This is a genomic window from Okeania sp. SIO1H4, assembly GCF_010672695.1.
Classification (GTDB): domain Bacteria; phylum Cyanobacteriota; class Cyanobacteriia; order Cyanobacteriales; family Microcoleaceae; genus Okeania; species Okeania hirsuta.
Map to the genome: position 1 here is coordinate 27,517 of NZ_JAAHGB010000021.1, position 24,793 is coordinate 52,309.

General features: G+C 36.1%; 27 protein-coding genes and 1 pseudogene. 13 read left to right on the plus strand and 15 right to left on the minus strand.

The genetic code is table 11. The features are described 5' to 3' along the window. Window positions 1–154: 154 nt before the first annotated feature. Together F6K06_RS16175 and F6K06_RS16180 are read right to left on the minus strand one after the other, a co-directional pair. On the minus strand, window positions 155–1,846 hold the full coding sequence (locus tag F6K06_RS16175) for a sodium:solute symporter family protein (protein WP_124154936.1): 1,692 nt from the start codon (window positions 1,844–1,846) through the stop codon (window positions 155–157). Further along, window positions 1,847–2,134, minus strand: coding sequence for a DUF4212 domain-containing protein (locus tag F6K06_RS16180; protein WP_124146386.1), 288 nt, complete (start codon window positions 2,132–2,134; stop codon window positions 1,847–1,849). 1,472 nt (window positions 2,135–3,606) lie between these two features. On the opposite strand from F6K06_RS16180, the gene F6K06_RS16185 reads away from it, so the two are divergent. After that, entirely contained in the window at window positions 3,607–4,176 is a 570-nt protein-coding gene (locus tag F6K06_RS16185; RefSeq protein ID WP_287242925.1) for a transcriptional repressor, read from the plus strand. Here F6K06_RS16185 and F6K06_RS16190 read toward each other — a convergent pair. From F6K06_RS16190 to F6K06_RS16230, 9 genes and pseudogenes are all read right to left on the minus strand, one after another. Beyond that, a complete protein-coding gene (locus tag F6K06_RS16190) occupies window positions 4,109–6,598 on the minus strand; it encodes a hypothetical protein (protein ID WP_287242927.1) in 2,490 nt (829 codons plus the stop codon). The two genes, F6K06_RS16185 and F6K06_RS16190, sit on opposite strands and share 68 nt — an antisense overlap. 351 nt (window positions 6,599–6,949) lie before the next feature. Continuing rightward, window positions 6,950–7,330: a response regulator gene (locus F6K06_RS16195; protein ID WP_124146389.1), complete on the minus strand. Its 381-nt coding sequence runs from the start codon at window positions 7,328–7,330 to the stop codon at window positions 6,950–6,952. 356 nt (window positions 7,331–7,686) lie between these two features. Continuing rightward, window positions 7,687–8,346 (minus strand): S-layer homology domain-containing protein, encoded by a 660-nt coding sequence (locus tag F6K06_RS16200; protein ID WP_124146391.1) that lies wholly within the window; start codon window positions 8,344–8,346, stop codon window positions 7,687–7,689. Between the two features lie 455 nt (window positions 8,347–8,801). After that, window positions 8,802–8,924, minus strand: coding sequence for a hypothetical protein (locus tag F6K06_RS16205; protein ID WP_275670423.1), 123 nt, complete (start codon window positions 8,922–8,924; stop codon window positions 8,802–8,804). A 61-nt stretch (window positions 8,925–8,985) separates the two neighbouring features. After that, window positions 8,986–9,645 carry an SDR family oxidoreductase gene (locus F6K06_RS16210; RefSeq protein WP_124146393.1) on the minus strand — a complete coding sequence of 220 codons (660 nt, stop codon included), beginning with the start codon at window positions 9,643–9,645 and terminating at the stop codon, window positions 8,986–8,988. A gap of 92 nt (window positions 9,646–9,737) precedes the next feature. Next, a pseudogene (locus F6K06_RS33975) lies at window positions 9,738–10,013 on the minus strand (DUF86 domain-containing protein). 45 nt (window positions 10,014–10,058) lie between these two features. Further along, window positions 10,059–10,211 (minus strand): hypothetical protein, encoded by a 153-nt coding sequence (locus tag F6K06_RS16220; RefSeq protein WP_287242931.1) that lies wholly within the window; start codon window positions 10,209–10,211, stop codon window positions 10,059–10,061. Next, window positions 10,201–10,323 (minus strand): hypothetical protein, encoded by a 123-nt coding sequence (locus F6K06_RS16225; protein WP_282433640.1) that lies wholly within the window; start codon window positions 10,321–10,323, stop codon window positions 10,201–10,203. Before F6K06_RS16225 ends, F6K06_RS16220 begins: the two co-directional genes overlap by 11 nt. Before the next feature lie 24 nt (window positions 10,324–10,347). Next, window positions 10,348–10,542: a nucleotidyltransferase family protein gene (locus F6K06_RS16230; RefSeq protein ID WP_240039108.1), complete on the minus strand. Its 195-nt coding sequence runs from the start codon at window positions 10,540–10,542 to the stop codon at window positions 10,348–10,350. Between the two features lie 37 nt (window positions 10,543–10,579). Between F6K06_RS16230 and F6K06_RS16235 the strand changes: the two genes are divergently transcribed. The 6 genes from F6K06_RS16235 to F6K06_RS16260 all read left to right on the plus strand — a co-directional run bounded on the left by F6K06_RS16235 (window position 10,580) and on the right by F6K06_RS16260 (window position 18,506). After that, window positions 10,580–13,162: a GUN4 domain-containing protein gene (locus tag F6K06_RS16235; protein ID WP_287242932.1), complete on the plus strand. Its 2,583-nt coding sequence runs from the start codon at window positions 10,580–10,582 to the stop codon at window positions 13,160–13,162. A 220-nt stretch (window positions 13,163–13,382) separates the two neighbouring features. Further along, complete coding sequence (locus F6K06_RS16240) at window positions 13,383–14,402, plus strand: ABC transporter permease (RefSeq protein ID WP_287308845.1); 1,020 nt, start codon at window positions 13,383–13,385, stop codon at window positions 14,400–14,402. Between the two features lie 250 nt (window positions 14,403–14,652). Then, the gene (locus F6K06_RS16245; RefSeq protein WP_161564392.1) at window positions 14,653–14,793 is read left to right on the plus strand and encodes a hypothetical protein; all 141 of its coding nucleotides are present in this window, start codon (window positions 14,653–14,655) and stop codon (window positions 14,791–14,793) included. Further along, complete coding sequence (locus F6K06_RS16250; RefSeq protein ID WP_124143942.1) at window positions 14,790–15,698, plus strand: ABC transporter permease; 909 nt, start codon at window positions 14,790–14,792, stop codon at window positions 15,696–15,698. Before F6K06_RS16245 ends, F6K06_RS16250 begins: the two co-directional genes overlap by 4 nt. Window positions 15,699–16,803: 1,105 nt before the next feature. Next, complete coding sequence (gene lysS / locus F6K06_RS16255; RefSeq protein WP_124143941.1) at window positions 16,804–18,372, plus strand: lysine--tRNA ligase; 1,569 nt, start codon at window positions 16,804–16,806, stop codon at window positions 18,370–18,372. Further along, window positions 18,369–18,506, plus strand: a complete 138-nt coding sequence (locus F6K06_RS16260) for a hypothetical protein (protein ID WP_161565194.1) — start codon at window positions 18,369–18,371, stop codon at window positions 18,504–18,506. Before lysS ends, F6K06_RS16260 begins: the two co-directional genes overlap by 4 nt. A 261-nt stretch (window positions 18,507–18,767) precedes the next feature. On the opposite strand, the gene F6K06_RS16265 is transcribed toward F6K06_RS16260, so the two are convergent. The 4 genes from F6K06_RS16265 to F6K06_RS16280 all read right to left on the minus strand — a co-directional run bounded on the left by F6K06_RS16265 (window position 18,768) and on the right by F6K06_RS16280 (window position 21,336). Beyond that, window positions 18,768–19,073, minus strand: a complete 306-nt coding sequence (locus F6K06_RS16265; RefSeq protein WP_124143940.1) for a hypothetical protein — start codon at window positions 19,071–19,073, stop codon at window positions 18,768–18,770. 196 nt (window positions 19,074–19,269) lie between these two features. Then, complete coding sequence (locus F6K06_RS16270) at window positions 19,270–19,545, minus strand: hypothetical protein (RefSeq protein ID WP_205127284.1); 276 nt, start codon at window positions 19,543–19,545, stop codon at window positions 19,270–19,272. A 142-nt stretch (window positions 19,546–19,687) separates the two neighbouring features. Beyond that, on the minus strand, window positions 19,688–20,329 hold the full coding sequence (locus F6K06_RS16275; RefSeq protein WP_124143939.1) for a Uma2 family endonuclease: 642 nt from the start codon (window positions 20,327–20,329) through the stop codon (window positions 19,688–19,690). Window positions 20,330–20,676: 347 nt separating this feature from the next. Beyond that, entirely contained in the window at window positions 20,677–21,336 is a 660-nt protein-coding gene (locus F6K06_RS16280; protein ID WP_124143938.1) for a HEAT repeat domain-containing protein, read from the minus strand. 110 nt (window positions 21,337–21,446) lie between these two features. On the opposite strand from F6K06_RS16280, the gene F6K06_RS16285 reads away from it, so the two are divergent. From F6K06_RS16285 to F6K06_RS16310, 6 genes are all read left to right on the plus strand, one after another. Next, entirely contained in the window at window positions 21,447–22,247 is an 801-nt protein-coding gene (locus tag F6K06_RS16285; protein ID WP_240038838.1) for a phycobilisome protein, read from the plus strand. Window positions 22,248–22,551: 304 nt separating this feature from the next. After that, the gene (locus tag F6K06_RS16290; RefSeq protein WP_124143937.1) at window positions 22,552–23,310 is read left to right on the plus strand and encodes a DUF4336 domain-containing protein; all 759 of its coding nucleotides are present in this window, start codon (window positions 22,552–22,554) and stop codon (window positions 23,308–23,310) included. Window positions 23,311–23,395: 85 nt separating this feature from the next. Then, window positions 23,396–23,518 carry a hypothetical protein gene (locus F6K06_RS16295; protein WP_275670311.1) on the plus strand — a complete coding sequence of 41 codons (123 nt, stop codon included), beginning with the start codon at window positions 23,396–23,398 and terminating at the stop codon, window positions 23,516–23,518. A 67-nt stretch (window positions 23,519–23,585) separates the two neighbouring features. Then, on the plus strand, window positions 23,586–23,867 hold the full coding sequence (locus tag F6K06_RS16300) for a hypothetical protein (RefSeq protein ID WP_124143936.1): 282 nt from the start codon (window positions 23,586–23,588) through the stop codon (window positions 23,865–23,867). 332 nt (window positions 23,868–24,199) lie between these two features. Next, complete coding sequence (locus F6K06_RS16305) at window positions 24,200–24,484, plus strand: hypothetical protein (RefSeq protein WP_124143935.1); 285 nt, start codon at window positions 24,200–24,202, stop codon at window positions 24,482–24,484. Window positions 24,485–24,529: 45 nt separating this feature from the next. Next, window positions 24,530–24,787, plus strand: a complete 258-nt coding sequence (locus F6K06_RS16310; RefSeq protein ID WP_124143934.1) for a hypothetical protein — start codon at window positions 24,530–24,532, stop codon at window positions 24,785–24,787. The last annotated feature ends 6 nt before the right edge of the window (window positions 24,788–24,793 follow it).

The following is a 24,793-nucleotide window of genomic DNA, read 5'->3' on the forward strand; positions in this document are numbered from 1 at the left end:
TTTTGTCTTAGTCAGCACTTACGCACGGACACTAAGTCGAGTGAGGGCGTTTTGCTCCGCAACATATAAAGCGGAGCTTTGCGTTAGCAAATTCCATTCGCCCCTACATATTTTGCCTTCCTTCTTCCCTCTTCCCTCTTCCTTCTTCTTGAAATTAATCCAACTCTTCTTCCCCAATATCCCCAATACTAACAGGAGCTGCTACAGGCGATCGCAAATCCTCTACCATCTCTTGTATTTCCAATGGTGGTGGAGGTGTCATTCGAGAGACTACCAAAGTCACAATAAAATTTAACACCATTCCTACAGTGCCAATACCTTCAGCAGATACGCCGAAAAACCATGTCGGCATTCCAGCAAATTTGACACCAATAATATAAACAGTAGTAAACAACAAACCCGATACCATACCAGCGATCGCTCCTTCCCGGTTAGTACGTTTATCAAACACACCTAAAATAATCACCGGGAAAAAACTTGCAGCAGCTAAACCGAAAGCAAAAGCTACTACCTGAGCAACAAACCCTGGTGGGTTAACTCCAAAGTAACCAGCAATAGCAATAGCAAACCCTACCATGACTCGCCCTACCATTAACCGTCGCGACTCAGACGCCCCTGGATCGATCATTCGATAGTAAACATCATGGGCAATGGAACTGGAAATCACCAATAATAAACCAGATGCAGTAGACAAAGCAGCAGCTAACCCTCCTGCTGCCACTAACGCAATTACCCAAGGAGCAAGTTTAGCTACTTCTGGAGTAGACAAAACAATGATATCTCTGTCGATCCTAATTTCATTAGTCTCTATATCTGGAGTTAGTTGGAAACTACCATCATTATTTTTATCGGTAAATTCTAATAAACCGGTATTTTTCCACTTTGTTGCCCAGTCTAACTGTTGCACTTCCTCCAAAGTTTTGTTGTGTAAACTGTCAATTAAGTTATATCGGGCGAAAGTAGCTAAAGCAGGAGCAGTTGTATACAAAATAGCAATAAACAATAATGCCCAACCAGCAGAATATCGAGCAGCTCTTACATTAGGAACTGTGTAGAAACGAACAATAACATGAGGTAAACCAGCAGTTCCCACCATCAGCGCAATAGTGATAAACAAAACATCAAGCATACTTTTGTTAGTAAAAGCAGCACTGTATTCTTGGAAACCCAAATCTACCTGAACCTGATTTAGTTTTTCGACAATATCGCTGAAAGTAAAAGCAAATTGAGGAATGGGAATACCTGTAATAACTGTCGCAATAGCAATAGCTGGAATCAGATAAGCAACAATGAGTACAGTATATTGGGCGACTTGAGTCCAAGTGATGCCTTTCATTCCACCTAAGATGGCAAAAAAGGCAACAATAATCATCCCAATGACAACACCAGTACCAATATCAACTTGCAAAAAGCGACTGAAAACAATACCGACACCGCGCATTTGCCCAGCAACATAAGTCATAGAGACAAAGATAGCAGCAATAACTGCAACGATGCGGGCAACATTTGAGTAGTAGCGATCGCCTACAAAATCGGGTACTGTATATTTACCAAACTTCCGCAGATATGGAGCAAGTAGTAGTGCTAATAGTACAAAACCTCCAGTCCATCCCATTAGATAGATGGAACCATCATAACCCAAAAAAGAAATTAACCCTGCCATTGAAATAAATGATGCAGCAGACATCCAGTCAGCGCCAGTAGCAGCACCATTAGCAATAGCAGGTACACCTTGATCGGCGACAAAAAAACCTTTACTATCTTTAACTCGCGATCGCCATCCAATGTACAGATAACCCATGAAGGAAATAATAACGAGTATAAATGTCCAGACTTCTACAGTCATTTAGTCTCTCCTGTCAGTATTAGATTGTCGATCGAGTTTGTCCATGTTGTATTTTTTATCGAGTTTATCCATTTGAATGGCGTAAGTAAAAATTAAGATGACAAAGACATAAATTGAACCTTGTTGTGCCATCCAAAAACCCAAGGGGACACCAAAGAATTGAATTGCATTTAAGGGTTGGACTAATAAAATGCTAAAAACAATTGACACTAAAGCCCAAACTATTAGCAAGTTTCTGATTAATGCTTTGTTGGCACGCCAGTATGCTTGACGTTTTTCTTCATTCATTTTTTAAGTTGTTGATTGATTATGGATATTTTGATCGAATTTTCGGGACAAAATCTGATTAATTAGCTCTAAGAGACTGTTTGTAAAAGGAATATTAAATCTAGGCATAGTGGCGTGACACAGCTAAAATGGTGCCACCGTAACCCACCTAATATTCCGAATATTAAGCCAATATGCTTTCTTAATCTTTGCTTGTACATTCACTCTCTAAACATGGCCTTTTTTCTATAAACTAGGCAAGTTAGATTAATCCCAAGTATGTTATTAAAGCATTATTTAGTACTCCTTGGAAGTGTCATATAAAAATTAACAATTAGTCCTTAGTTGGGTGCATCTCAATTTTGAATAAAGCCAAAAAATTATCGCTTTTAGGCAACAGCTTATCTGGCAACAGGCAATAGAGAATATATAGGAAAAAAGTATTTTTGCAAATAGTGAGATGCACCCCCTCAGTTTTTGTATTTTTCTGCACTTTTATAGTTACTTTATTATTCTCTAATTATTTAGACATTTTATAAACAATTGTGCTGAGAACTTATATTATGTCCGGATAATTAGCGAGCAAAAAAACTTTCTCCTTTTCCTCCTCTTATTTCTTGCTTCTTTATTCCCTCCTGACTCGGTCCTCCTGACTTCCCCTCCTGGGAGGGGGAGGGGCGAGGGGTGGGTTGACTCCTCCCTAATTTTTTTTATAAGTAATCAACCGGACATAATATTACAGCAGAAGTAATATGAAATACGAAAAATCATATTTAGTTGTTAATAAATAATTAAATAATCTACGGATGTATAGCTTTTAGGATTTTTTTATAATTAATTAAGCAGACATAATATGAAAAGGTAGTAGTAGAAATTTTTTTATCTTTGAATTTGGCAACTACACTCCATTTAGCTCTCAGCTAATATCAAGTCTCATTAGACATCTCCAGAGAATAGGGAATAGGGAATAGGGAATAGGTATGGAGGGGGAAATAATTGATAATTTCTATACGATAATTAATTTTATTTTTGATTTTTACCAGATGTCTATTTCTGAAATAATGGTTGATTTTATATCATGTTCGGACGGGTCAGTTATAAATAAAATTTCAGAACTGACAGTACCAAATAAATACTGAAATTATCTTGAAATACTGAAATTATCTTGATTTTTCTCCTTTCTTCCCTCCTGACTCCTGACTCCTGACTCCTGACTCCTCGCTAAGTTATTTATAAGTATTCAACTGAACATGATATTACACCTGATGTTACAAATAGTTTCGCTTCTTTAAATATCAAATAATTGCCTAAAGCTATTGTCTTGTCAAAGTTTTTAGCTGATCGAATCTAACTTCTGACTTCTGACTTCTGACTTCCATGAAACGGTGTCAGCCTTGAGGCCAATTAACTCTTGCAAAAATCTCTCAATAAGTATATATTTTCTAATATGTAGTAATGCATTTATTCAGAAGCAAATCTGGGCAATCATAAAAATGGTATTCTATCAGCATGATTCACTTAAGTCTGAACTAAATCAAAGAGGTTGGCGTTTGACTCCCCAAAGGGAGACTATTTTACAAATGTTTCAACACTTACCTCAAGGTAAACACTTAAATGCAGAAGAAATATATAATCTGTTGTTATATCAACAGGAAAAAATTAGCCTTTCTACTGTCTACCGAACCCTACATCTCTTGACAAAAGTAGGTATTTTGCGGGAACTAGAATTAGCTGAAGGACACAAACATTATGAGATTAACTCCCCTAACCATCGTAAACATCATCATATAGTCTGTCTTCAATGCCATAAAACTTTTGAATTTAACGATGATTCTATAACGAAAATTAGCCAGAAACAAGCTGAAAAAGAAGGGGTCGAAATGTTAGACTGCCAATTAACAGTTCATGCTGTCTGTATAGAAGCTTTACGCAAAGGTTGGCCTGCCTTAGTACCTACAAGTTGGTCTTGCCCCAGAACTAACTTAGAAATCATGTCTAACTCAGGTTCAAATCATCAAAAGGCAAAATTGGAGGAGGAGGAGGAACTACCAAATGTTCAATAACTACTCTATGACTTTCGCGGTTAGTTTGTACTTCGGCTGCGATCGCTTCAATTTTTATTTCTAAACAACCATAAGCAATATACAGTTCTGTAATTACCTCTACTTGCCCCATGCCATTAGGAATAAAGTCAGTTAACCAACGTGGTCCTGCAACTATTGTTTGAGCTTGGCGGTCGTAAACCCAAATCTTAACATAAATACCAGGCAAACCCTCCGGTAATTGTACTCTAACTTTTACATCTTTTCCAGCAATTACATCTTTAGCCAGTACTTCTAAATGAGGCACTGGCACTGGTTGATCGTCTGGTAAAACATAAGGTTGTCTAGAAATTGATTCATCTTCTGGTTGAGAAATATTTGCTAAATCATCATTCCATTGTTTTTCTTGCTGCTCTATTTGTTCATCTTCAACAACAAACTCTTGTGCTTCCCAATTAATTTCATCAGAATTGTCACTGGCAAGTTCTTCATCATCAACTATCGTATTTATAGAGTCACTATCTTGCAACTTATCTGTTCCAGTTTTATGTTTATCTTCTGATATATTCTCTAATTCTTCAGTTGGAGATAAAGAAGAAGCTTTCATCCATTGGGACAACTCAGAATCATTAACCAAAGAATTCAGCCGAGAAAAAAATCTATCCTCTAAATTCAAAGCCTTAAATGCCTCTTTTCTAGGAGCAAATTTTGTCGGAAAGGGAACAAGGTTTTGCTGATTTATAGAATAAACTTCCTCTTCCTCAGTAGTTTTCGACTCCGACTCCGACTCTGACTCTTCTATTTCTTCTGCTTGTAAACTTGTCCGCTCTGAAAGTTTATTTGAATCTTCCCAGACATCATCTAATTCATCTGAATCTTGAGGAGCATTTGACTTGGCCAGCAACTCATTAATCAGAGTCTTATCTTTGGCCATTGTTTCCGGTGGTGGGTTTCCAAAGGTTGGTAACTCTAGTGTTCCAGAATCTTCCTCTCCTTCAACAGGTTGATATATCTGTGGTGGTAAGGGTTGTTCTATATCAGATTCCTTCTGGGGTTTAACTTGATTAATTTTTTCTACTAACTCCTGAAAAGAAGGAGATTTTTGCTCTGATTTTCTTGCTGCCTGAGTTATTTTTGCAGCCATTTCCTGATAGTCATCTTCAGTAAAATTATCATCAATTGCTGTTAACCAATTCTGTAGTGGGGCTGTAATTGTAAAAGATGTATTAGCTAAAGTAGCTGTATTATTTGTGAGGATAATTTTCCCTAATATTAAACGAGTTTTAATATTTTCTGGAACATTGACTGTACAAGCAAATATAATAGGTGTAACTTGTTCTGGTAGAGCTTGTTGTATATCAATTAAAATTTCTGAAGTTTGAGGATTACGCAGACAAATTTTTAAATTACCATTAACTATTGGAGTATTATTTTCTGGAATGGAGGAATCATTTTTTGTTAAAGTATTCTGGGATATAAGGTGATTTAAACCTTCTGTAGATTGAATATTTTGAGCTTGATTATCTAAGATTATTTGACCAGATATAATTAAAGCTTCTCCTGGTTGAGCAGTATAAGATGCTTGGTTTAAGGTTAGTTGTAAAGGATAATTTATAGTAGAGTTAGTCTGATTAGTGATGTTGGTATCTGCCTGTTGATTTGCCTCTAATTCTATTGCTTGTTCTATTGCTTGTTGTTGCTCAACTTGCCCAAGTATTGATGAATTATGTCTGAGAGTTTCAGTTAGTTCTTTTAATTTTTCCTCTGTATCTTTAATGTCTGATGGATGACTTTGTTCTTCGAGTTGGTTTTGAGCTTGAATACTTGAATCTTCTTCCTCATCATCTAGTAAATTAGTGGAATTTTTCTCTTCAATCTGAGCATCCAATAATTCTATGTCATCTGATTTAGTTGTTAATTCAAAGTCTTTTTTTTCTGTATTTTCTTCTGGATGATCTATGGAGCTTATTTTACTAGAAAAAACAGATATATTTTCATTAGCAATCAACTCATTTTCCTGAGTTTCTGAATCTACTAATGGATATAGTTCCTGACTCTGAACATCTAGTGTTTGTGAGAAATCTGAATCATCATAATCAGTGGGCAATACTTCTAAATGGACAATATGTTGTTTTGCTTTGACAGATGATGTAGTTGGTTTACTTTGACAACGAAATTCCCATTTACCAGGTTTGAGGCGGGTAAAAGGGATAATAGAGATTAGACCTTGAGAGTGGGTAAGACTAGAACGTTTCTGAACTCGCCTTAAGGGTGGAACTTCTTCGAGAGAATCGTGAATAATCTGAATTTGGACTTCTGTATTGGCTATATGGGTATGAGCCACAATCCGATAACGACCTTCTAGAATCTCCACATCGGATGATTCTAGAGGTAGCCAGGTTCTATCGCCTTCTTTCTGTAGCAAAAATTCCCAGTTTGACATATATTAAGTCTACAGAGTGACTTTGCATAATATATTACTTTAGTTTATATCAAATTTTTTTTTCTGCGTAATTTTTAGACACTAATGTTTAGAGTTTTTTGAACTTGAAGAAGTAGTCAGTAGTCAGTATTCAGTAGTCAGTAGTCAATTTAAAGTAATTAAACCAATTCCCACTCATTAATACTATTTTTCGATAAAACTTCAGTTATTATGTAATTAATACAGGTATAATAATTTTTTTGCTAATTAGCAGCCCAGTTAATGTTAATGATTCTCATGTTTAATTCTCCACTACTACCCTACTCCCCACTCAAGAAAATGTAGAACAGTTTTTGAGAAATGGTATTACTACTATGGAACCCAACCCAAAATTGTCTCTACTTCAGTTGCCAGAGACATAGGATCAAAAGGCTTATTAATTACTCCATTTATTCCCAACTGCAAAAATTGATGGCGATCTTCCGAACAAACTTTCGCTGTCAGGAAAATTACTGGAATTTGCTGAGTGGCCTGATTAGCTCGTAGTTGTTTAAGAGTAGAAAATCCATCTATTTCAGGCATCATTACATCTAAGAGAATAGCATCTGGCTGTTCTACTTCTGCTTTAGCAACAGCTTCACTACCTGAGCTACCTGTAATTACTTGCCAACCACCTACTATTTCTAGGCTAAGTTGGGCTACTTCTCTAATATCTTCTTCGTCATCTATTAGTAAAATTCGTTTTTTTGCCATCGGATAAAATATATTTAATTTAACATTATTGAACTTGTAATAGTGCTTTGAAACTACATATAATTTTGAGTAGATAAAAACAGTTTGGGAAGTTGGTTATAAGTTTCAATATTTGCTCAAGGAGTAAATAATTGTTACTGCCATAATTTGTAATTTTTTCAATTTGGAATTGATACTTAAATTTCACCTTGTTTATATCCACTTTTTTTATCTTTTTATTTTGAGTTTAATACCCTGCCTTCACTCGCGGTGTTGACAATTAGTTGGGGTTTGTAGACACGAAATGGTGTGTCGAAGACTATCCCCATTCCCTTCTTCCTTCTTCCTTCTTCCTTCTTCCTTGTTCCTTCTGAATATTACCTGGTTGCACCTGGAACCAAATCATCATTCCAGGGAAGAGATGCAGGGCGTTGTTGACGGTCTAAATAAGCATTCAAAACATAAACCATATCTCCACGAGTCATCGGTTCTAAAGGATTTATGTTGTTTGTACCTGGTTCAGTATTCACAAAACCTTCATACAATGCTGTTGCTATTGATTTTTTTGCCCAACTCGGGATTTTATCTGAATCTGGGTAATTATTTAATAGCTTTTTAGTATTTTCTTCAGGAAACTGAAAAACACCATAAGCTTGAGCAAAAATCGCAAATGCTTCTGCCCGATTAATTTTATAATTTGGAAAAAACATTCCCTCACGATAGCCACTCATTACAGCATTTTTGAGGACAATTTGAATATCATTATAAGCCCAATAATCTGAAGAAACATCTTTTAATTCAACATTTTGTTTCTGGGAAGATTCACGTTTTTCTAAATCAAATGTTTTGACTAAAATTGACGCTAATTCGGCTCTACTAATAATTTCATTGCGATTAAATTTTCCGGCTGCATCTTTGGTCATTAATCCTGCAGAAACTACTCTTTCTATGGGGTCTACTATTTCTTCTTGAGCTTGAACAATTATTGGTAATTGTAATAATGCTATGAGGGAAAATAGACTAACAAATTTTTGCATAATATAATTTTAATCACATAGTTTTTGTTGATATATTCATTGTAATACTAAATCCAGCGATCGACAGAATTTTCTTAAGCGGGGAACCCACCCTTAACCCCTCCCAGGAGGGGGAGTGGTTACGGACGTTCCATGCAACGTCCGTACAGGGAGAAGCAAACATAATAATAATAATAATAATAAGAGTTACGCAATGACAATAGATATAGGGTTTTACTCAGTTACGCTACTGCTTTTTCTGATAGTCATGCTCCGCAAACATGTCGCGGAGCGTTAACGGAGTTATGCGACAGCAAAACACACCTTACTGGACTATAAATAGGATGGGATTTGAATCTCATTTCTCTGCTGAGTTCTGACTTCTGACTTGTGCGTAGGGTTATAGTATTATAGTACTGTGCGCTGGTATATTTACAAATTGCAGGAAGTGCCCAATAGCTAAAAGTCTTATATTATCATTTTCTTTGTGGGTTTAATACCCCACGGTCAACGGGGGTGTTCAAAATTACTTGGGGGAGCGAATCCCCATGTAATTTTCCTCCTGTCTCCTGTCTCCTGTCTCCTGTCTCCTTCTTCAATGGCAATTTATTCCCCCTGTTGCCTGTTGCCTGTTGCCTGTTGCCTGCGCACAGCGCTATACTACCAAGGCAATACTTCACCCTTTGCGTGCCAAAAAGTACCTGTATTTTCTAAGTTTAATTCGTCAATTCTAGCTAACAAATTTTCTGCTGCTTCTGCTGGAGATATTCCTGTAAAACTTGTCATTCTAGTGCTAATTAAACCAGGATGTAAAATTGCTACAGCAATTCCCTGTGGTTTTAGATCGACAGATAAAGATTTACCTGCCATACTAACAGCAACTTTTGACATTCGATAACCATAAGTACCACCGGAAGTATTATCATCAATTGAACCCATTCTACTCGTAATAATAGCAATTTTTGAGCCTGATTCCATCAAGGGTAATAAAGCATGAGTTAGGCGTAAAGTTCCTATAGCATTAACTTCAAATTGTTTGCGAATACTATCAAAATCTAAATCATCTAGAGAATTTCTTTCGACTATTCCAGCATTATTAATTAGTACGTCTAATTTGATCCCTTTTAGACGATTAACTAAGTTAGCAACATCTTTTTCAGAAGTAATATCTACCCCAGTTTCTAAACGCACTCCTAGATTTTCTAATTCTTGATTAGATTGACGACAAACAGCAATTACTTTGTCACCTTTACTATGAACTTGTTTACATAATTCTTGTCCAATACCACGATTAGTTCCTGTGATTAAATAAGTTGCCATAATCGACTTTTTTTCCTGAATTGCTGATAATTTTGCTGGTTGATTATATCATATAAGTAACACAATTTTTGAGGTAGCGAAACCCAACATTTTCATTCATTAGAAAGAGGAGGCAATAAAACCTCTAATTGCTCTAATAAAAGAGGAATATCTGATGCAATAACTCCCCACAAAATTTCTGATATTACCTCATCGTAGTGATGAGCAATAATATTTCTTAAACCAATAAGACTGCGCTAATTTATCTGAGGGTGTAATTGTTGAAATTCTAAAGATATTCGACGTGCAGCTTCACCCAAAATTTCAAATTGACGCTCTACTGCACTTTGTATCAAAATGCTCTCTGAATACTCACTGTAATTTATCATTTTCTTTGTGGGTTTAATACCCCACCGTCTACACGGTGTTCAAAATTACTTGGGGTTAGAATCCCCATGTAATTTTCCTCCTGTCTCCTGTCTCCTGTCTCCTGTCTCCTTCTTCAAATCAGTAGTAAATTCCTGGATTCGACGAATTGCCTGTACCATATCCCAAACTGAAGCAATATTTCTATTATTATTTTGCATAAATTACTTGATAAGTCTTTAAAATATTAGCTAAACGATAGGGATTTTTAATCATAGCTTTTTCTACTAAATCAACTATACATCCAAACTTTATTTCTAATTCCTCTTGCATATCTAATAATTTTGACAATGTTAACTAACAAGAAGAATCATAAACTACTAAAATATGAATATCACTATTAGGGTGAAAATCTTCTCGCAATACTGAACCAAATAAGGCTAATTCAATAATATTCCAGCGTTGGCAAAATTCGGCAATTTCCGAGTCTGAAATTTTCAGACGTTCTTTGAGAATAACTTTTAAATCAACCTTTTTTTGTTCTCTAAGCATTAGAATTACAGTTCCTTAATTATTGACTTTTAAAATTATGCCAGAATCTACAGAAAATTCAAAACCAAATAATACGCTAGGAGACCAACCAGAGACAAATGACTACCTTGGTTTTACTCCTTATGTCATAGCAATGACTGAATTTTTGACTCATAAAGATACTAAACCACCACTAACTATTTCTATTGAAGGTGAATGGGGTAGCGGTAAATCTTCTTTTATGAAACAACTTGAATCTGAAGTTAAAAAGAAGTCTAAAGAATTAGATCGGGAAGAGTCAAAGAAAGTTTGGCAGAAAATTAAAAAAGACCGGATTATTTTCAGCGATGTATCAGATATCTATGAACTTTTCAGATTAAAATTCAAACAAGAAACTCAAACAGTTTGGTTTAATGCTTGGCGACATGATAAATCTGAATCTCTTTGGGCAACTTTTGCTCTATCTTTTTTAGAACAATTGTCTAATAATCGTAATTTATCTGATTTTGTGATTAACAGTGGGGATGCTTTGAGGCTATTTTTTTATCGTTTGAATTTCAAAGGAAAACCGTTGAAAGCTATTCAAACTTTAATGATAGTTTTATTGATTATTGGTATTATTTTGGCTATTCCGGTTGTGTCTTGGAATGTTGGCGTTAAGAGAATTCCTCAATGGTCTGAAATTTTGGCAGGTCTTGTTAAAACAGAAGATTCCAAGAAAGAGGATGAAAATCAAATAATAGACAATCAAGAAACTAATAATGAGAAAGATAAAAATGATAATCAAGACTCAAAATTAACAGACCAGGAAAATACCCAAAATTCGTTGATAAATGATTTGTTCAAATTTGTTTTTGGCTTTAGTTTTGGCACTGGTTCCTTTGCTGCAATAAGAAAACTTATGGGAACTATAAAGGATTTAATTGGCGACCCAAAAATGGATTTGACTCAATATCTTGAGCATCCTGATTATGAGAAACAAGTAGCTTTTATTGAAAAGTTTCACGAGGATTTTTCTAAAATTGTTAATGCTTATGTAGGTGAAAATGAAAAGATTTATGTTTTTATTGATGATATTGACCGTTGTGAGTTGGATAAATCTGCCGACTTATTACAAGCTCTAAATATGATGATTTCTAACGACCCAAAGATAATTTTTATTTTGGGTATGGATCGGGAAAAGGTGGCAGCAGCTATAAGTTTTAAACAAAAAGATGTTATTCCTTTTCTAGCTTCAGCGATCGCCGAAAATGAAGCAGAAGAAAATGAAAGTCAGAAGTTGAGTAAAAAGGTTGATTATGGTTTTAGTTTTCTGGAAAAGTTTGTACAATTATCTTTTTCAGTTCCTGCACCTTCTCTAAAGACGTTGGATAGTTTTGTTGAAAAAATATTAGAAATAAAAACTTCTTCAGAAAAACAAGAAAAACGTTTTTTTTGGATTCCTCATAGTTTAATTGCCAAAGTATTTGATTTGCCTGCAAGATTTAATGATGGAAAAGAATGGATAGAAAAATTTAAAGACAGAATATTTTCATCAAAAGAAAAAGAAGGGGAAAAAACAGAGGCAGAAGATTCTTCTGTTTCAGAACAAAACTCAGAATCTAAAGAAGTTGAGACTTCATCTCCAGATTTACCTATTTTCCCAATTATTGAAAAAGATTTAGATTCGGAAAGTATTGCTCAAGTTATAGAGATGGTTGCTCCTTTTTTTGATTATAATCCCCGGCGTTTAAAACAATATATTAATGTACTGAGACTCAGGATTTATATTGCCTATTATTCTATTGGAGTTACTTTTGCTGAAAAAGAAACAATAACCACAGAACAAATAGGTAAGTTTACTGCTATTACCCTCAGATATCCACGTCTTCTTTTGGAACTCAAGAATAATTATCAACTACTTGCTGAGTTGGAAAAAGATGCTGTTGATAAATCTCTTCCATCAACTAATTCCATCATACTTAGTTCTGAATATACACCCAATAATCAGGAAACAGGGAATGCAAATTATTGGCTGAAAAATTACCCCAAAATTCAACAATTACTTTGCTCTGAAATGACATTGGATGATGAGCAAAAACCTGGCAAAAAGTATATTTTTGAAAATGGAACGATTAAAAAACTCCTGGAAGTTTCACCACAAGGAATACCTTCTAAATATTTAAAACTGCGTGAGTTCCTAGCTACTCAGAAGTGGAAAGAGGCGGATATGGAAACTTCTGGTGTTATGTTGCAAGTTGCAGGGCGAGAGAAGGAAGGTTGGCTAAGGGTGGAAGACATAGAGAAATTTCCTTGCGAAGACCTCCGCATAGTAGACCAGCTTTGGGTAACATATAGTGATGGTAAGTTTGGTTTTTCTGTGCAAAAGAAAATTTATCAGAGTTTGGGTGGTACAAGACAGTATGATCAGAAAGTATACGAACAGTTTGGTAACAAAGTCGGATGGCATCAAGAAGGGAGATTATTATTTTACTCAGACCTAGTATTCAGCTTGGATACGCATTACACTGGGCATCTCCCTTGTACATTGATGAAAGTATATTTACATGACCCTGCCCTAGCCCTGTTTTTTGGTGGATGGAACCCACAAAACCGCAGCCTCTCTTCTCTCGTACAGAGACTTGTAGAGTGTAACATATAAGCGTTTCAGTAATGATTATGTAGGTTGGGTTGACGCAGGAAACCCAACAAAAATCAACGGTGCTAATACAGCCATAATAGTAGAGCAAGTTGAGAAGTTTTCTGTTGGGTTGCGCTGCCGCTTAACCCAACCTACGGTTTATTGTTTTTATTGTGGACGAACAAAAACAGACATAATATTAAGATAAAATTTGTAGGTGCCAAAACCCAACTACAAACTGATGCAGAAAATTCTACTCCCAATATTCGCCGTATTCGCCGCCTTATTAACAGGAGCAGGTTTAATGCTCTTAGCAAAAACCAACCCCGTAACTGCCTATACCGCCCTATTCCAAGAATCTCTAACCACCTACTTTGGTTTCAGCGACACCCTCAGCAAAACCACCCCACTATTACTCGCAAGTTTAGGAATATTAATAGCATTACGAGCAGGTTTATTTAATCTCGGTGGGGAAGGGCAAATTTATATGGGTGCTTTAGGCAGTGTTGTCGTCGGACTATATTTGCCTAACTTCCCAATATGGATACATTTACCCCTAGCATTGACAGGAGGTTTTCTTCTCGGAGGAATTTGGGGAGCGATCGCTGGTTATCTCAAAGTCGCCCGTGGTTTAAATGAGGTGCTGACTACTTTACTACTAAATTACATCGCTCAAAATTTTGTCAACTACATGGTAAACGAACCACTTATCGCCCCGAACGCTCCCAGTCCGTACACTCCTCTTATTGCCGAGTCAGCGCGTTTACCGATAATTTTGCCGAAAACTCAAGCTCACGCTGGAATTTTATTGGGGTTAGCTATTGCGATGATTTTAGCCGTGGTGTTGTCGTTTACAGCTTTCGGTTATCAAGTAGATGCTGTCGGGCAAAACCCTACCGCAGCTCGTTACGCCGGAATTTCTGTTAACCAGACTATTCTCGCAGTCATGGGTTTATCAGGTGGTTTAGCAGGTTTAGCAGGAAGTGCAGAAGTATTAGGAGCAAAATATCGGTTGTTTGAAAACTTTTCTCCTGGTTATGGTTTTGACGCGATCGCCATTGCATTATTAAGTCGGGGCAACCCCCTAGCAGTAATTTTAACATCCTTATTTTTTGGCGTTCTCAGGAGTGGGGCAAATGTGATGCAGCGGAGTGCGGGGGTGTCGATAACTATTGTTTATGCTATTCAAGGTTTAACAGTGTTGTTTTTAGCAATAAGTTTGAAAAAGGAGTCAGGAGACAGGAGTCAGGAGTCAGAATGAATTAAGTAACAATTAAGTTTAAAAAAGGAGTCAGGAGACAGGAGTCAGGAGTCAGAATGAATTAAGTAACAATTTAAGCATTTTGTAGTTTGGGTTGACAAAGGAAACCCAACAAAAGGCGTTGCACAGTGACGAATGATTTTATATTTTTGATGAACAGGATTTTGGATTTGATAATTGCTAGAATGACTAATTAATAGTTTTTTTTAGTTAAAGTCTAAACTAATTTTTGGTAATATCATTCCATAATGTGCAACCCCCAACAAAAAGTTATAATTGTTTGGGTGTTGCTGTAGTGGACACAACTCAAATGGTGCGTTACGACGGGTTGTTAAATGCCACCCACAGTCTAAATTTTAGCGGTCTAACGCACCCTACTGGACTAAAATGACAAATATCAATTTTTTCTCTGATTATTTATCTGCCACAATTCGACTTTCTGTTCCTCTAGCTTTTGCTGCTTTAGGTGGAATATTTTCCGAACGTTCCGGCATTCTAAACATTGCTTTAGAAGGAATGTTATTAACAGGTGCTTTTATCAGTGCGGCTGTTTCTATTTCCACTGAAAATGTCTGGATAGGAACTTTAGTAGCAATTTTTGCAGGGGGAATTTTAGGCTTAATTCATGCCTATCTTTGTGTCAGTTTAAAAGTCAATCAATTAGTTTCAGGTTTAGCAATAAATTTAGCAGTATCGGGATTAACTGCTTATGGAGCTAGGGTATTATTTGACAGTGGCACAATTGCTCTACCAGGTATTGAAAATATCAATTTTTTGGGATTAAAACATTTGCAAATTTTGGGAATATTATTCAATCAAGACCTATTATTTTATCTACTTTTGCTATTAATTCCCGTTTCTACTTATATCATTTTTCATACCAGTTGGGGTTTAACATTAAGAGCAGTTGGTGAATATCCTCAAGCAGCAGCAACAGCAGGAATATCTGTTAGTTTAGTGCGTTATTTAAGCGTAGGTTTTAGCGGTTGTTTGGCAAGTTTAGGAGGAGTTTATTTAGCATTAGTTCATGTAAAATTTTTCACCGAAGGAATGAGTAGTGGAAAAGGTTTCATTGCCTTAGCAGCCATAATATTTGGTAGATGGCATCCAGTGAATAGCGTTTTAGCTTGTTTATTATTTGGAGCAACAGAAGCTTTGCAATTAAGAGTTCAAGCTTTTAATCTGAATATTCCGTATCAATTTTTAGAGATGTTACCTTATGTTATTGCTTTGTTAGCTTTAATTGGTTTAGCAGGAAAATCTACCCCTCCTGCTGCTTTGGGAAAGCGTCAGTAGGAGAGCGGGGGAGTGGCTCACACCGATTATGGCACGGATACACGGATACGGAAGGAAGTGGGGGAGTAGGGGGAAATGAGAAGATTCTTCAACAATTAATAACTATTAATTATTAATTATTAATTGTTGAAAACGGAATTGATTGACGAACAGAAAAATTAATTCATTGTTTCTCCTTTAAAGGAGAGGTTTTAAACCTTAATTATTCGGTAAGTAGCACGATTTTTTGTATTTCATATAAGATGCGTGAAGCAGTATTCTAAATATAGCGCTGTGCGCAGGCAACAGGCAACAGGCAACAGGCAACAGGGGGGATAAATTGCCTATAATATAAGACTTTTAGCTATTGGGCATCTCCTGCAATTTGTAAATATACCAGCGCTCATTACTATAAGTCTAGAAAATATGACTATCACTACGAAAGTATTGAAACTATAAAAACCTCAAAACTTAAACTTTTCTCACTGCATAAATTAAAATATTGATCTCTCAAAAAAATATTTACCATTAATTTTTTGTATATTTTAAATATTATTAAAAACAAAAATAACCTTCAATAACATCATTTTTATATTTTAATTTTTGCTTGAATACCTCGCCGTCTACAGGATATTTACAATTAGTTAATTAGTTGGGGTTATCAGACACGAAGTAGCAGGTAGTTGACTATCCCCATCCACTTTTTCCTTTTTATTTGTAAGCATTTCCTGCGGAATGCTGCGCAAACAGCTATTAGCATTCAGCTAGCCTCCTCCGGAGGAACTGCGTTAACAGCAACAAGACTTTCTCATATAGGACAGTGTTTAAATTCAAATAGACTTTAAGGTCAAGGGAGCCTACTTTTCTAGTAAGACAATTAATAACGCTTTGATAGTAAACTAAAAGTAGTAGCTGATCGCTGACGGCTGTTTGCGCAGCATTCCGGAGGAAATGCTTACTTTTATTTCTTCCTTCTTACTTCTTCCTTCTTCTTTCTTCCTTCTTCAATCCCAAACTTTTAACCTCCAAATAACTTTGGAATAATTTAATCTTTTTCACCTCCTAGAAACAGAAAAACTATGGTATTATACTAACCTCATTAACCAAATATAGAATACAATTACCAATGGCTAAAAACGAAACCAGGAACGAAGCAGAAGTTCGTTCACAAAGAGTTGATGAATTACGCTCCCTGGGAATAGACCCCTATCCTAGTAAAGCAGTAGAGCGATCGCACACTGCTCAACAAGTTATCGACCTATTTTCCCCACCAGCAAAAGAATTAGAACCAGGGGAAGCAGACCCTGATGAAAAATTATTAAAAGTTTGTGGTCGTATTACTACTAAGCGCGATAGTGGTAGTATTGGTTTTATTAACTTAACAGATGAAAGTGGAAAAATTCAACTTAAAATTGAGAAAAAATTAGTTAAGGGAGATCCTGGTTTAAGCTTTAAACAAATACAAAAACTTCTGGATGTGGGAGACTTTATTAGTGCGGAAGGAATAGGTTGTCGTACTAACCGAGGTGAGTTATCAATTCAGGTAAATAAACTTGAGATTATTTCCAAAGCTATTATTCCTTTTCCTGACTCTTATTATGGTGTAAATGACCCGGAAATTTGTCGTCGTCATCGAGAAATGGATTTGGCTGGAAATGCCGAATCTTTACAGCGTTTTAGAATGCGGAGTAAAATTTTACAAAGTATTCGTACATATCTTTGGGATGCTGGATTTTATGAAATAGAAACACCAGTTTTACAAGCAATTTATGGAGGTGCTGCTGCTCGACCTTTTATTACTCATCATAATGCTTTAGATGTAGATTTATATCTGCGAATTGCTACAGAATTATTTTTAAAACGGGCAATTTGTGGTGGTTTTGAACGGGTATTTGAATTAGGTAGGGTATTTAGAAATGAAGGAATAGATAGTACCCATAATCCTGAATTTACTTCCCTAGAAGTTTATCAAGCTTATGCAGATTATTTTGAAATTTTGGGTTTTGTAGAAGATGTTATTTGTTATTGTATGAACAATGTTTTAGGAGATATAAAAGAGATAGAATATCAAGGACAAATTATTAATTTAGAACGTCAATATGACCATAGTCAAAAATATCCTAATTTCACTGGCAAACATTGGCAAGTTAAAACAATGGTAGAAGCAGTTAAGGATGAAACAGGACTAGATTTTGATAACTTAGAATTGCCAGAAGCTATTAAAGCTGTAGAAAAATTAAACCTAAAATTATCCAAGTTAGAAACACAAAGTTTAGGTTATCTTTTATATGCTGTTTTCGACCAAAAAGTAGAGTCAACTTTAATTCAACCTACTTTTGTAATTGATTTTCCAGTTGAAGTCAGTCCGTTAGCAAAAAGACATCATAGCAAACCAGGTTTTGTCGAAAGATTCGAGTTATTTATTCACGGTACAGAATATTCCAATGGTTTTTCCGAGTTAAACGATCCTCAAGACCAACGCCAACGTTTTGAGGAACAAATTGCCCAGAGAGATGCAGGAGATGATGAAGCGCATCCAATGGATGAAGACTTTATTCAGGCGTTATCCTTGGGGATGCCTAGTTGTGGTGGAATGGGTATTGGAGTTGACCGTGTCGTGATGTTATTGACCAATACTCAAAGTATTCGGGATGCCATTATGTTCCCGACTATGCGATCGACTTTGAAGGATTGAAGAAGGAGTCAGGAGTCAGGAGTCAGGAGTCAGGAGGGAAGAAAGAAGAAAAAGGAAAAAGGAGAAAGGAGAAAGTTTTTTTACCACGCTCTTATCCGGACATGATATTACAGCATATTTCGGGTAAATGGTGAAAACATTGTGGTGCGGGCATCTTGCCCGCTATGGGTGTACCTCATAGAGTCGCAAAGTGCTGTAGATATCTCTGAGAAAAAATGTAGAACAGTTTCAGAACAAATTGTTTACGTTCTTCATATTCGCCATTCTGCTCGGCAATTGCTAGAACCATAATAACTCACCGATCGCTCATTCTCATCCCTAAGAGGCGATCGCCTTGACTTTAAACAGAAGAAGTAACTGCCTTAGCGCTACTAATTTCCTCTCGAATAGACTTATTAATTACATCCCACTAACAACAAGCGATCGTTAATAGATAATTCCTTAGTAAATTTCACTAATTCTTGCCAAGATAAACTCTCCAACTCCGACTCAACATTTCCCATCCCTTGAGGCAACTTTCCTTCCTCCAAAGTCTCTAGTAAATCATTACGAAGTGCCTCCAAAAAACCACAATCATTGCCAATATCTGATGCCTCATCCTCATCTATATTTTCAATTTCCTCCAAACGTTTTTGATAAGCTGCTATTTGATATTCAATTGCCTCAACAATAAATTGTGTTGCTTTATAAGATAAAATCATGTCCGGTAGCATCGGAGCGTGTATAAAATTAAGGTGACAATAGGATAAAACCTTCTGCCTCCTGCCTCCTGCCTTCCTTCCAGCAAAGTCTAATTATTCAACCGGACATGATATAATTTCATAGTTAAATTTCCTTCGTTTACTAATTGGGTAAAATGTTAGCCTACTAAAATAATCATTACTACCTTTTTATAGCTTAGGTTATCTTTTTAAAATATGTTCCTATTTCTCTAAGAACTGCTTTATATTTTTCTAATGGCATAGTATAACTTGGAGTCCATAACCAGTGATTATTGTAATCATTAATCAGCGTTAGTGCTGAAGGAATCTCGGTATCTCGTTCTAATTTCCACCAGTTTTTACCGCCTCTGGGAACTGCAAATGTGGAGATACCACCTTCAAAACTGCTATTAACCCAAATTTCTTTATCAATAACGTAAGTAGCAATATCTTTACTGCGGACGTTATCCATATAAATCAATAGGTGTTTTTGCCATTAAGCATGAATTTCTAATAATCTTTATTTAAAAATAATACTACTAACTTAATAAAGTAACAGCAATATTATTATTAATCCGTGCCCTACTTGCGTAGCGCTATATTACTTTTGAAAATTACTGAAACTCCCCTAATAACCAACCCCCTATCTGTGCTTGGTCTTCCGTGCGACTGCGACTTAAAGCAGTTTCCAATATATCAATACTTAACCCTGGTAAAACTGCCGACTCCCGAATACGCCTGCTACCATTATTACCAATAATCGCAAAAGCAATAATTTGTGCTTTTTGTACATCTACCACCCAGTATTCTGCTACTTGTATTTCCTCGTAAAGTAACCTTTTGTGACCAATATCATCAGCTAAAGTAGAGTCAGCAACTTCTATAACTAAATCTGGCGGTGGCGTAGTGTCGAGGTTAGTAATGGCTGTTCCTTTTGGAGCCAAGTCTGCTCGTTTCCCAATATAATAAGATATATCTGGTTGACACTCTCTGATACCTGTCATTCTATAGCTACAGTTATCTAAACTATTAAAAGCAAGACCTTTGATAGTGCAAAAAAGATTAATTGCAAATAGAATAATTGCATTATTTCTGGAGTGGTCAGGTCCTATTGGCATAGTTTCAATTCTGATTTGCTCGTTGTGGTAATAGCATTTAGCTTTTTTATAAGCAGGATTATTTGCCATTTCGATGAATTCATCCCAGGTAGCGATCGCCCATGTATTTGTTGGCAGATTTGTTTTGATGGTACTCATAGAAACTCCTTTTTTAACCCAAATCAAGATGTTGATTTAATTCTCCAGTACATTCTCAAATAAGATTTTATAGCGCTGCGCGCAGGCAACAGGCAACAGGCAATAGGCAACCCACCCCTAACCCCTCCCAGGAGGGGAATAAAAAGCCGTTTGCGCAAGCATTCCGTAGGAATCATATAAGACTTTTAGCTATTGGGCACCTCCTGCAATTTATAAATATACCAGCGCGCACTGCTATATAACGTCTTTCCCCTTGTTCCTTAAGACCTACGGACGTTGCATACACCATCTATCGGGCCGTTCGCCCCTACTCCCTACTCCCTACTCCCTTGAGTGTAGTGAGAGTCTTAATTAAGGAAACTCTCCAAAGTTGCAGCTACTACCCTATGATCTTCATCTTTGCTCAAATAACTTAAAGCTGCTTTTGCTTGAGGGTTTTCAAATCTCCTTAACGCCTGAACAACTCGTAACCGGGTCATCCAAGATTTGGCACTGACAAAATCTAAAAGTTTTTGTAAAGCTTCAGTTTCTTTAATTGTTCCCGCCAAAGCACCTAAAGCATGAATGGCAGCTTCCTTGACAGTCAAATCTTCACCTGCGATCGCACAAATACATGCTTCATAGAGTGCTTCAGGAAATGGCATTTCTGTAAGAGGAGCAAGAATACTCCGACGCACTAACCAATTATCGTCTTGACGGAATGTTTCCAGTAAATGAGGAATTGACTCTTCTCCAAACTTAGATAGGGAGTTTGCAGCTTCAGCTCGCACATTGTAGTCTTGGTCATTTTTCATCATTTCCAGTAAGATTTTAAATGATTCTGGACTGCGTTTATTGCCCAATCCCATTGCTACAAATGAACGTACTATAAATTCTGGGTCGCGCTGTCTAGTTATGAGCAAAGGAATTGCTATTTCGCTTTCATAATTTCTCAACTCGGTCAGTGCTTTGAGTCTCTCTTGAGAATCAGAGCTATTTAAGTATAACTGAATTTGCTTCATTTCCATGTTAAGGCTTCCTTAATTTTATTTACGTTTCTTTACAAATACTAGCAACTAATCCCTAAATCTGGGATGATAAATTTCAGAAAAATACAAAAATTGATGAGAAAGTCATTATGTCTGAAACTATAGAAGCCAATACTTCAACACCAAAAGTTCAAGAAATAGAAGAAGTAATCACAGGTTTAGAGCAATTGAAAGAGCGTATTGTCAATGACACTATAGAAACAGCGAAAAAAGTTAAGATGCCTAAAGCCAAGGTAATGGCCAAGTTGGAACAACATCCAGAATTGTCCTTTATTGATAAAACCCTGAAAGAGCTGCGTTTACAACAACCTACACCTTTAACTGAAGCTGCCAAACAATTAATTCCTAAAGCGAGAATAGTTAGTTTTAAAACTTGGGAAGAGGTTTTACCAACAGAAGTAATTCAACTATTTCAAATGGCTGATGATGAAGGTCGTTATTTAACAGATGATGATTTACAGGTACTCAAAAATTATGCAAAAATGCCAACTTTTTCTCTTGAAGCTGCTAGTTTACTTCGAGATTGTGCAGCAGAAATAGTTGATGAAGCTAGGGAAAAAGTATTAGCAAAATATCCGAATATTACAGCAGAAGGAGGCGATTTATATCCACCAGCACGAGCCGAAGCTTGTTGGCGAGACTTCTGGCATTTTTTACGTTGTATTACTTATGGAATTGCTGGCGATCGGACAGATTTTACCAGTGCTGAAGGTCTGCATTATATGAATTTACTTTATCAAGAATTGCTTGTACCACTATCAGCAATGGTGTTAGGTTTAGAAGCAATTAAAACGGCTAGCTTAAAAAGATTTTCCGAGGAAAAACAAGCAGAATTAGCTCCTTATTTTGACCATTTAGTTAGTAAATTACAGCAGTTTTCTACTTGTTGAAGAAGGAGTCAGGAGTCAGGAGTCAGGAGTCAGGAGGGAAGAAATTCCAGTAGTGGACTGACACACCTAATTTTTTGCATTAGGGAGTAGAGGAGTAGGGGAGTAGGGGAGATAAAGACACCTAGAAATAACAATCTATTGCACAGTTTTAGCTGTGTCAGTTTACTACAAGTAAAATTTACAAGTAAAATTCGATGCACTAAATAAAGCTTAAAACTCAGAGCAATATTTTTCCTTCTTGCTTCTTGCTTCTTGCTTCTTGCTTCTTACTTCTTAAGCATAAAACTCAAAAATAGGTTTTCCTATGAGTCAAAATATTATCGATTTATATGAACCAATTAATATTCCTAAAATAGTAGATGAAAATATTTGGATTGTTGATGGAGGAATTGTCACAATGGCAATGTATGGAACCAGGATTCCATTTCCTACACGCATGACAATTGTGCGACTAAAAAATGGTGAATTATGGTGTCATTCTCCCATAGAATTAACCCCAAAATTAAAAGCAGAAATTGATAAATTAGGTTTAGTGCGTCACTTAATTTCACCTAACAAAATTCATTATACTTACATTCATAATTGGGCAAAGGCTTATCCAGAAGCTACTGCATGGGCATCACCAGGAGTTTTAGAACGAGCAGCACAACAGAAAATTGAGGTGACTTTTCATACTTTTTTAGCAGATGAAGCGCCCGTTGAATGGTCAGAAGAAATTGCTCAATTAATTTTTCGAGGTAGTAGATTTATGGATGAAGTAGTTTTTTTTCATCGCCAAAGTTCTACCCTTATTCTGACAGATTTGATTGAAAATTTTGAGCTGAATAAAGTTAGTAAAAAATTTGGTTTTCTCATAAAGTTGATTGGTTGTGCAGCTCCAAATGGTAAAACACCACTGGATTTGCGAGTAACATTTTGGGGGCGAAAAAATCAAGCTCGTGACTGTTTCAAGCAGATGTTAAAATGGGAGCCTCAAAAAATTATTTTATCCCACGGAAAATGGTATGAAAAAAATGGTACTGCTGAATTAAATCGAGCTTTTGCTTGGTTAGGAAAGAGTTAACGAAGTCAGAAGTCAGAAGTCAGAAGCTATTAATGTGACTTTTCAAAAGTTTTGTATGCTTTAGCGTAAAAGGAAAATTTTTTTGATGACGAACGACTTTTTTGTCAATATCGACCTATCAAAAAAAATAGCATCATCTTACTCACTACCAAATATCCTCATCGGAGCAGCTCATCAACTTATTCAACATTTGATGATGGATAATTAAGTAGATATTATATTTCCCATTACTATCTTATAGTCCTAATATATTAATTTGAATATCGTCAAGAGAAATGTCAGAAACTAATAATAAAAAAGAAGATATTTCACTATTGCAAGCTTGGCAGAAAAAAATTGAGTTAGCTAATACTAATAATATATTTTGTCATTCCATCAGTTTTTTTGTTAGTGAAATTTGTTTGATTTTGCTTCCATCAGGTATTGTTCTGTGGTTTCTGACTTTAATCAAACCTATTTTAGGAATTGAAATATATAACAATTTACTATTAATTGATGAAAATTTTAACCAAGAATCATCAGCATTAGGAAAGTTCAATGAACGATATCTAGATTGACTTTTATATCTCGGTTGGCCGCTACGATTACCTTTACGATCGCCTGCTACAAATCTAGAAAATGTTGTTTCTACTCTTTTACAGATATCTTGCAAAACTGTTGAATAGACTTGGGAAAAATCCAGATGCTCGCCTGAGTGTTTGACTTCTACTATAGCTTTTTTCAGTTCTGGTAATTGCTTTTTTTGGTTGTAGTAATTTGGTTTGTCTTTTAACTGTGGTAAATGAGAAATTAGAGGACAAGCATTTATAGGACATATGAGCTAAAAAATATATACAATCTCTTGACTAAGAGGAAAAGGCAAAATATTAAGCAGCCTCTCACAAAGTGTTTGCCACAAAAAAAGGGTTTTGCTGCATTTGAAACAATAGCAGCAGCACATATGCTAGAACTAGAATTCACCCAAAAAATTCTGCAAGTTAAGGAACTAGCAAAGCAACAAGGAAAGTGGCCTGATTCATTTCCAAATTTAGACTCGAAATTCTGTCCTAATCGCCTATACATCTACCAAGTTTCTGAAGATGGCACAATGACAATTTCACTAAACAAACAGCCAGAATGGGTAAAAGATACAGACCTACCTTTAACCTATAGCGATCGCACCCCACTGAAGTAGAAAATAGAACTAACTCATTAAGTCACAGATAGATTAAAAGTTGAAGTGCAAAAATTTCTGCAAAATGCAGGGGCAACAACTAGCGACAATGGCAAACATGGACTACAGATAACCTCTGCTGCGGGCAAGCTAAAATCCTACATTCCCATACCTGTCTCCTTAGCAATAGAACAACCTGATGCTCAAGACATAGCTGAGTTAGTGCAACAAGCAACCAAAATGAAAAAATCTAAGCAACAACAAGCAGGAATTATTTTCTATCGCGAACCTCCAGATATTCTCTTCCGAATGCGAATGGCCTAAGTAAGA

Coding starts and splice junctions, on each gene's coding strand:
- F6K06_RS16175 (WP_124154936.1), bottom strand. CDS start 1,846: ATGACTGTAGAAGTCTGGACATTTATACTCGTTATTATTTCCTTCATG.
- F6K06_RS16240 (WP_287308845.1), top strand. CDS start 13,383: ATGCAGAAAATTCTACTCCCAATATTCGCCGTATTCGCCGCCTTATTA.
- F6K06_RS16270 (WP_205127284.1), bottom strand. CDS start 19,545: ATGGATAACGTCCGCAGTAAAGATATTGCTACTTACGTTATTGATAAA.
- F6K06_RS16230 (WP_240039108.1), bottom strand. CDS start 10,542: ATGCTTAGAGAACAAAAAAAGGTTGATTTAAAAGTTATTCTCAAAGAA.
- F6K06_RS16185 (WP_287242925.1), top strand. CDS start 3,607: ATGGTATTCTATCAGCATGATTCACTTAAGTCTGAACTAAATCAAAGA.
- F6K06_RS16290 (WP_124143937.1), top strand. CDS start 22,552: ATGAGTCAAAATATTATCGATTTATATGAACCAATTAATATTCCTAAA.
- F6K06_RS16200 (WP_124146391.1), bottom strand. CDS start 8,346: ATGCAAAAATTTGTTAGTCTATTTTCCCTCATAGCATTATTACAATTA.
- F6K06_RS16195 (WP_124146389.1), bottom strand. CDS start 7,330: ATGGCAAAAAAACGAATTTTACTAATAGATGACGAAGAAGATATTAGA.
- F6K06_RS16275 (WP_124143939.1), bottom strand. CDS start 20,329: ATGAGTACCATCAAAACAAATCTGCCAACAAATACATGGGCGATCGCT.
- F6K06_RS16180 (WP_124146386.1), bottom strand. CDS start 2,134: ATGAATGAAGAAAAACGTCAAGCATACTGGCGTGCCAACAAAGCATTA.
- F6K06_RS16265 (WP_124143940.1), bottom strand. CDS start 19,073: ATGATTTTATCTTATAAAGCAACACAATTTATTGTTGAGGCAATTGAA.
- F6K06_RS16235 (WP_287242932.1), top strand. CDS start 10,580: ATGCCAGAATCTACAGAAAATTCAAAACCAAATAATACGCTAGGAGAC.
- lysS (WP_124143941.1), top strand. CDS start 16,804: ATGGCTAAAAACGAAACCAGGAACGAAGCAGAAGTTCGTTCACAAAGA.
- F6K06_RS16300 (WP_124143936.1), top strand. CDS start 23,586: ATGTCAGAAACTAATAATAAAAAAGAAGATATTTCACTATTGCAAGCT.
- F6K06_RS16250 (WP_124143942.1), top strand. CDS start 14,790: ATGACAAATATCAATTTTTTCTCTGATTATTTATCTGCCACAATTCGA.
- F6K06_RS16285 (WP_240038838.1), top strand. CDS start 21,447: ATGTCTGAAACTATAGAAGCCAATACTTCAACACCAAAAGTTCAAGAA.
- F6K06_RS16220 (WP_287242931.1), bottom strand. CDS start 10,211: ATGCAAAATAATAATAGAAATATTGCTTCAGTTTGGGATATGGTACAG.
- F6K06_RS16190 (WP_287242927.1), bottom strand. CDS start 6,598: ATGTCAAACTGGGAATTTTTGCTACAGAAAGAAGGCGATAGAACCTGG.
- F6K06_RS16280 (WP_124143938.1), bottom strand. CDS start 21,336: ATGGAAATGAAGCAAATTCAGTTATACTTAAATAGCTCTGATTCTCAA.
- F6K06_RS16225 (WP_282433640.1), bottom strand. CDS start 10,323: ATGCAAGAGGAATTAGAAATAAAGTTTGGATGTATAGTTGATTTAGTA.
- F6K06_RS16210 (WP_124146393.1), bottom strand. CDS start 9,645: ATGGCAACTTATTTAATCACAGGAACTAATCGTGGTATTGGACAAGAA.
- F6K06_RS16295 (WP_275670311.1), top strand. CDS start 23,396: ATGACGAACGACTTTTTTGTCAATATCGACCTATCAAAAAAAATAGCA.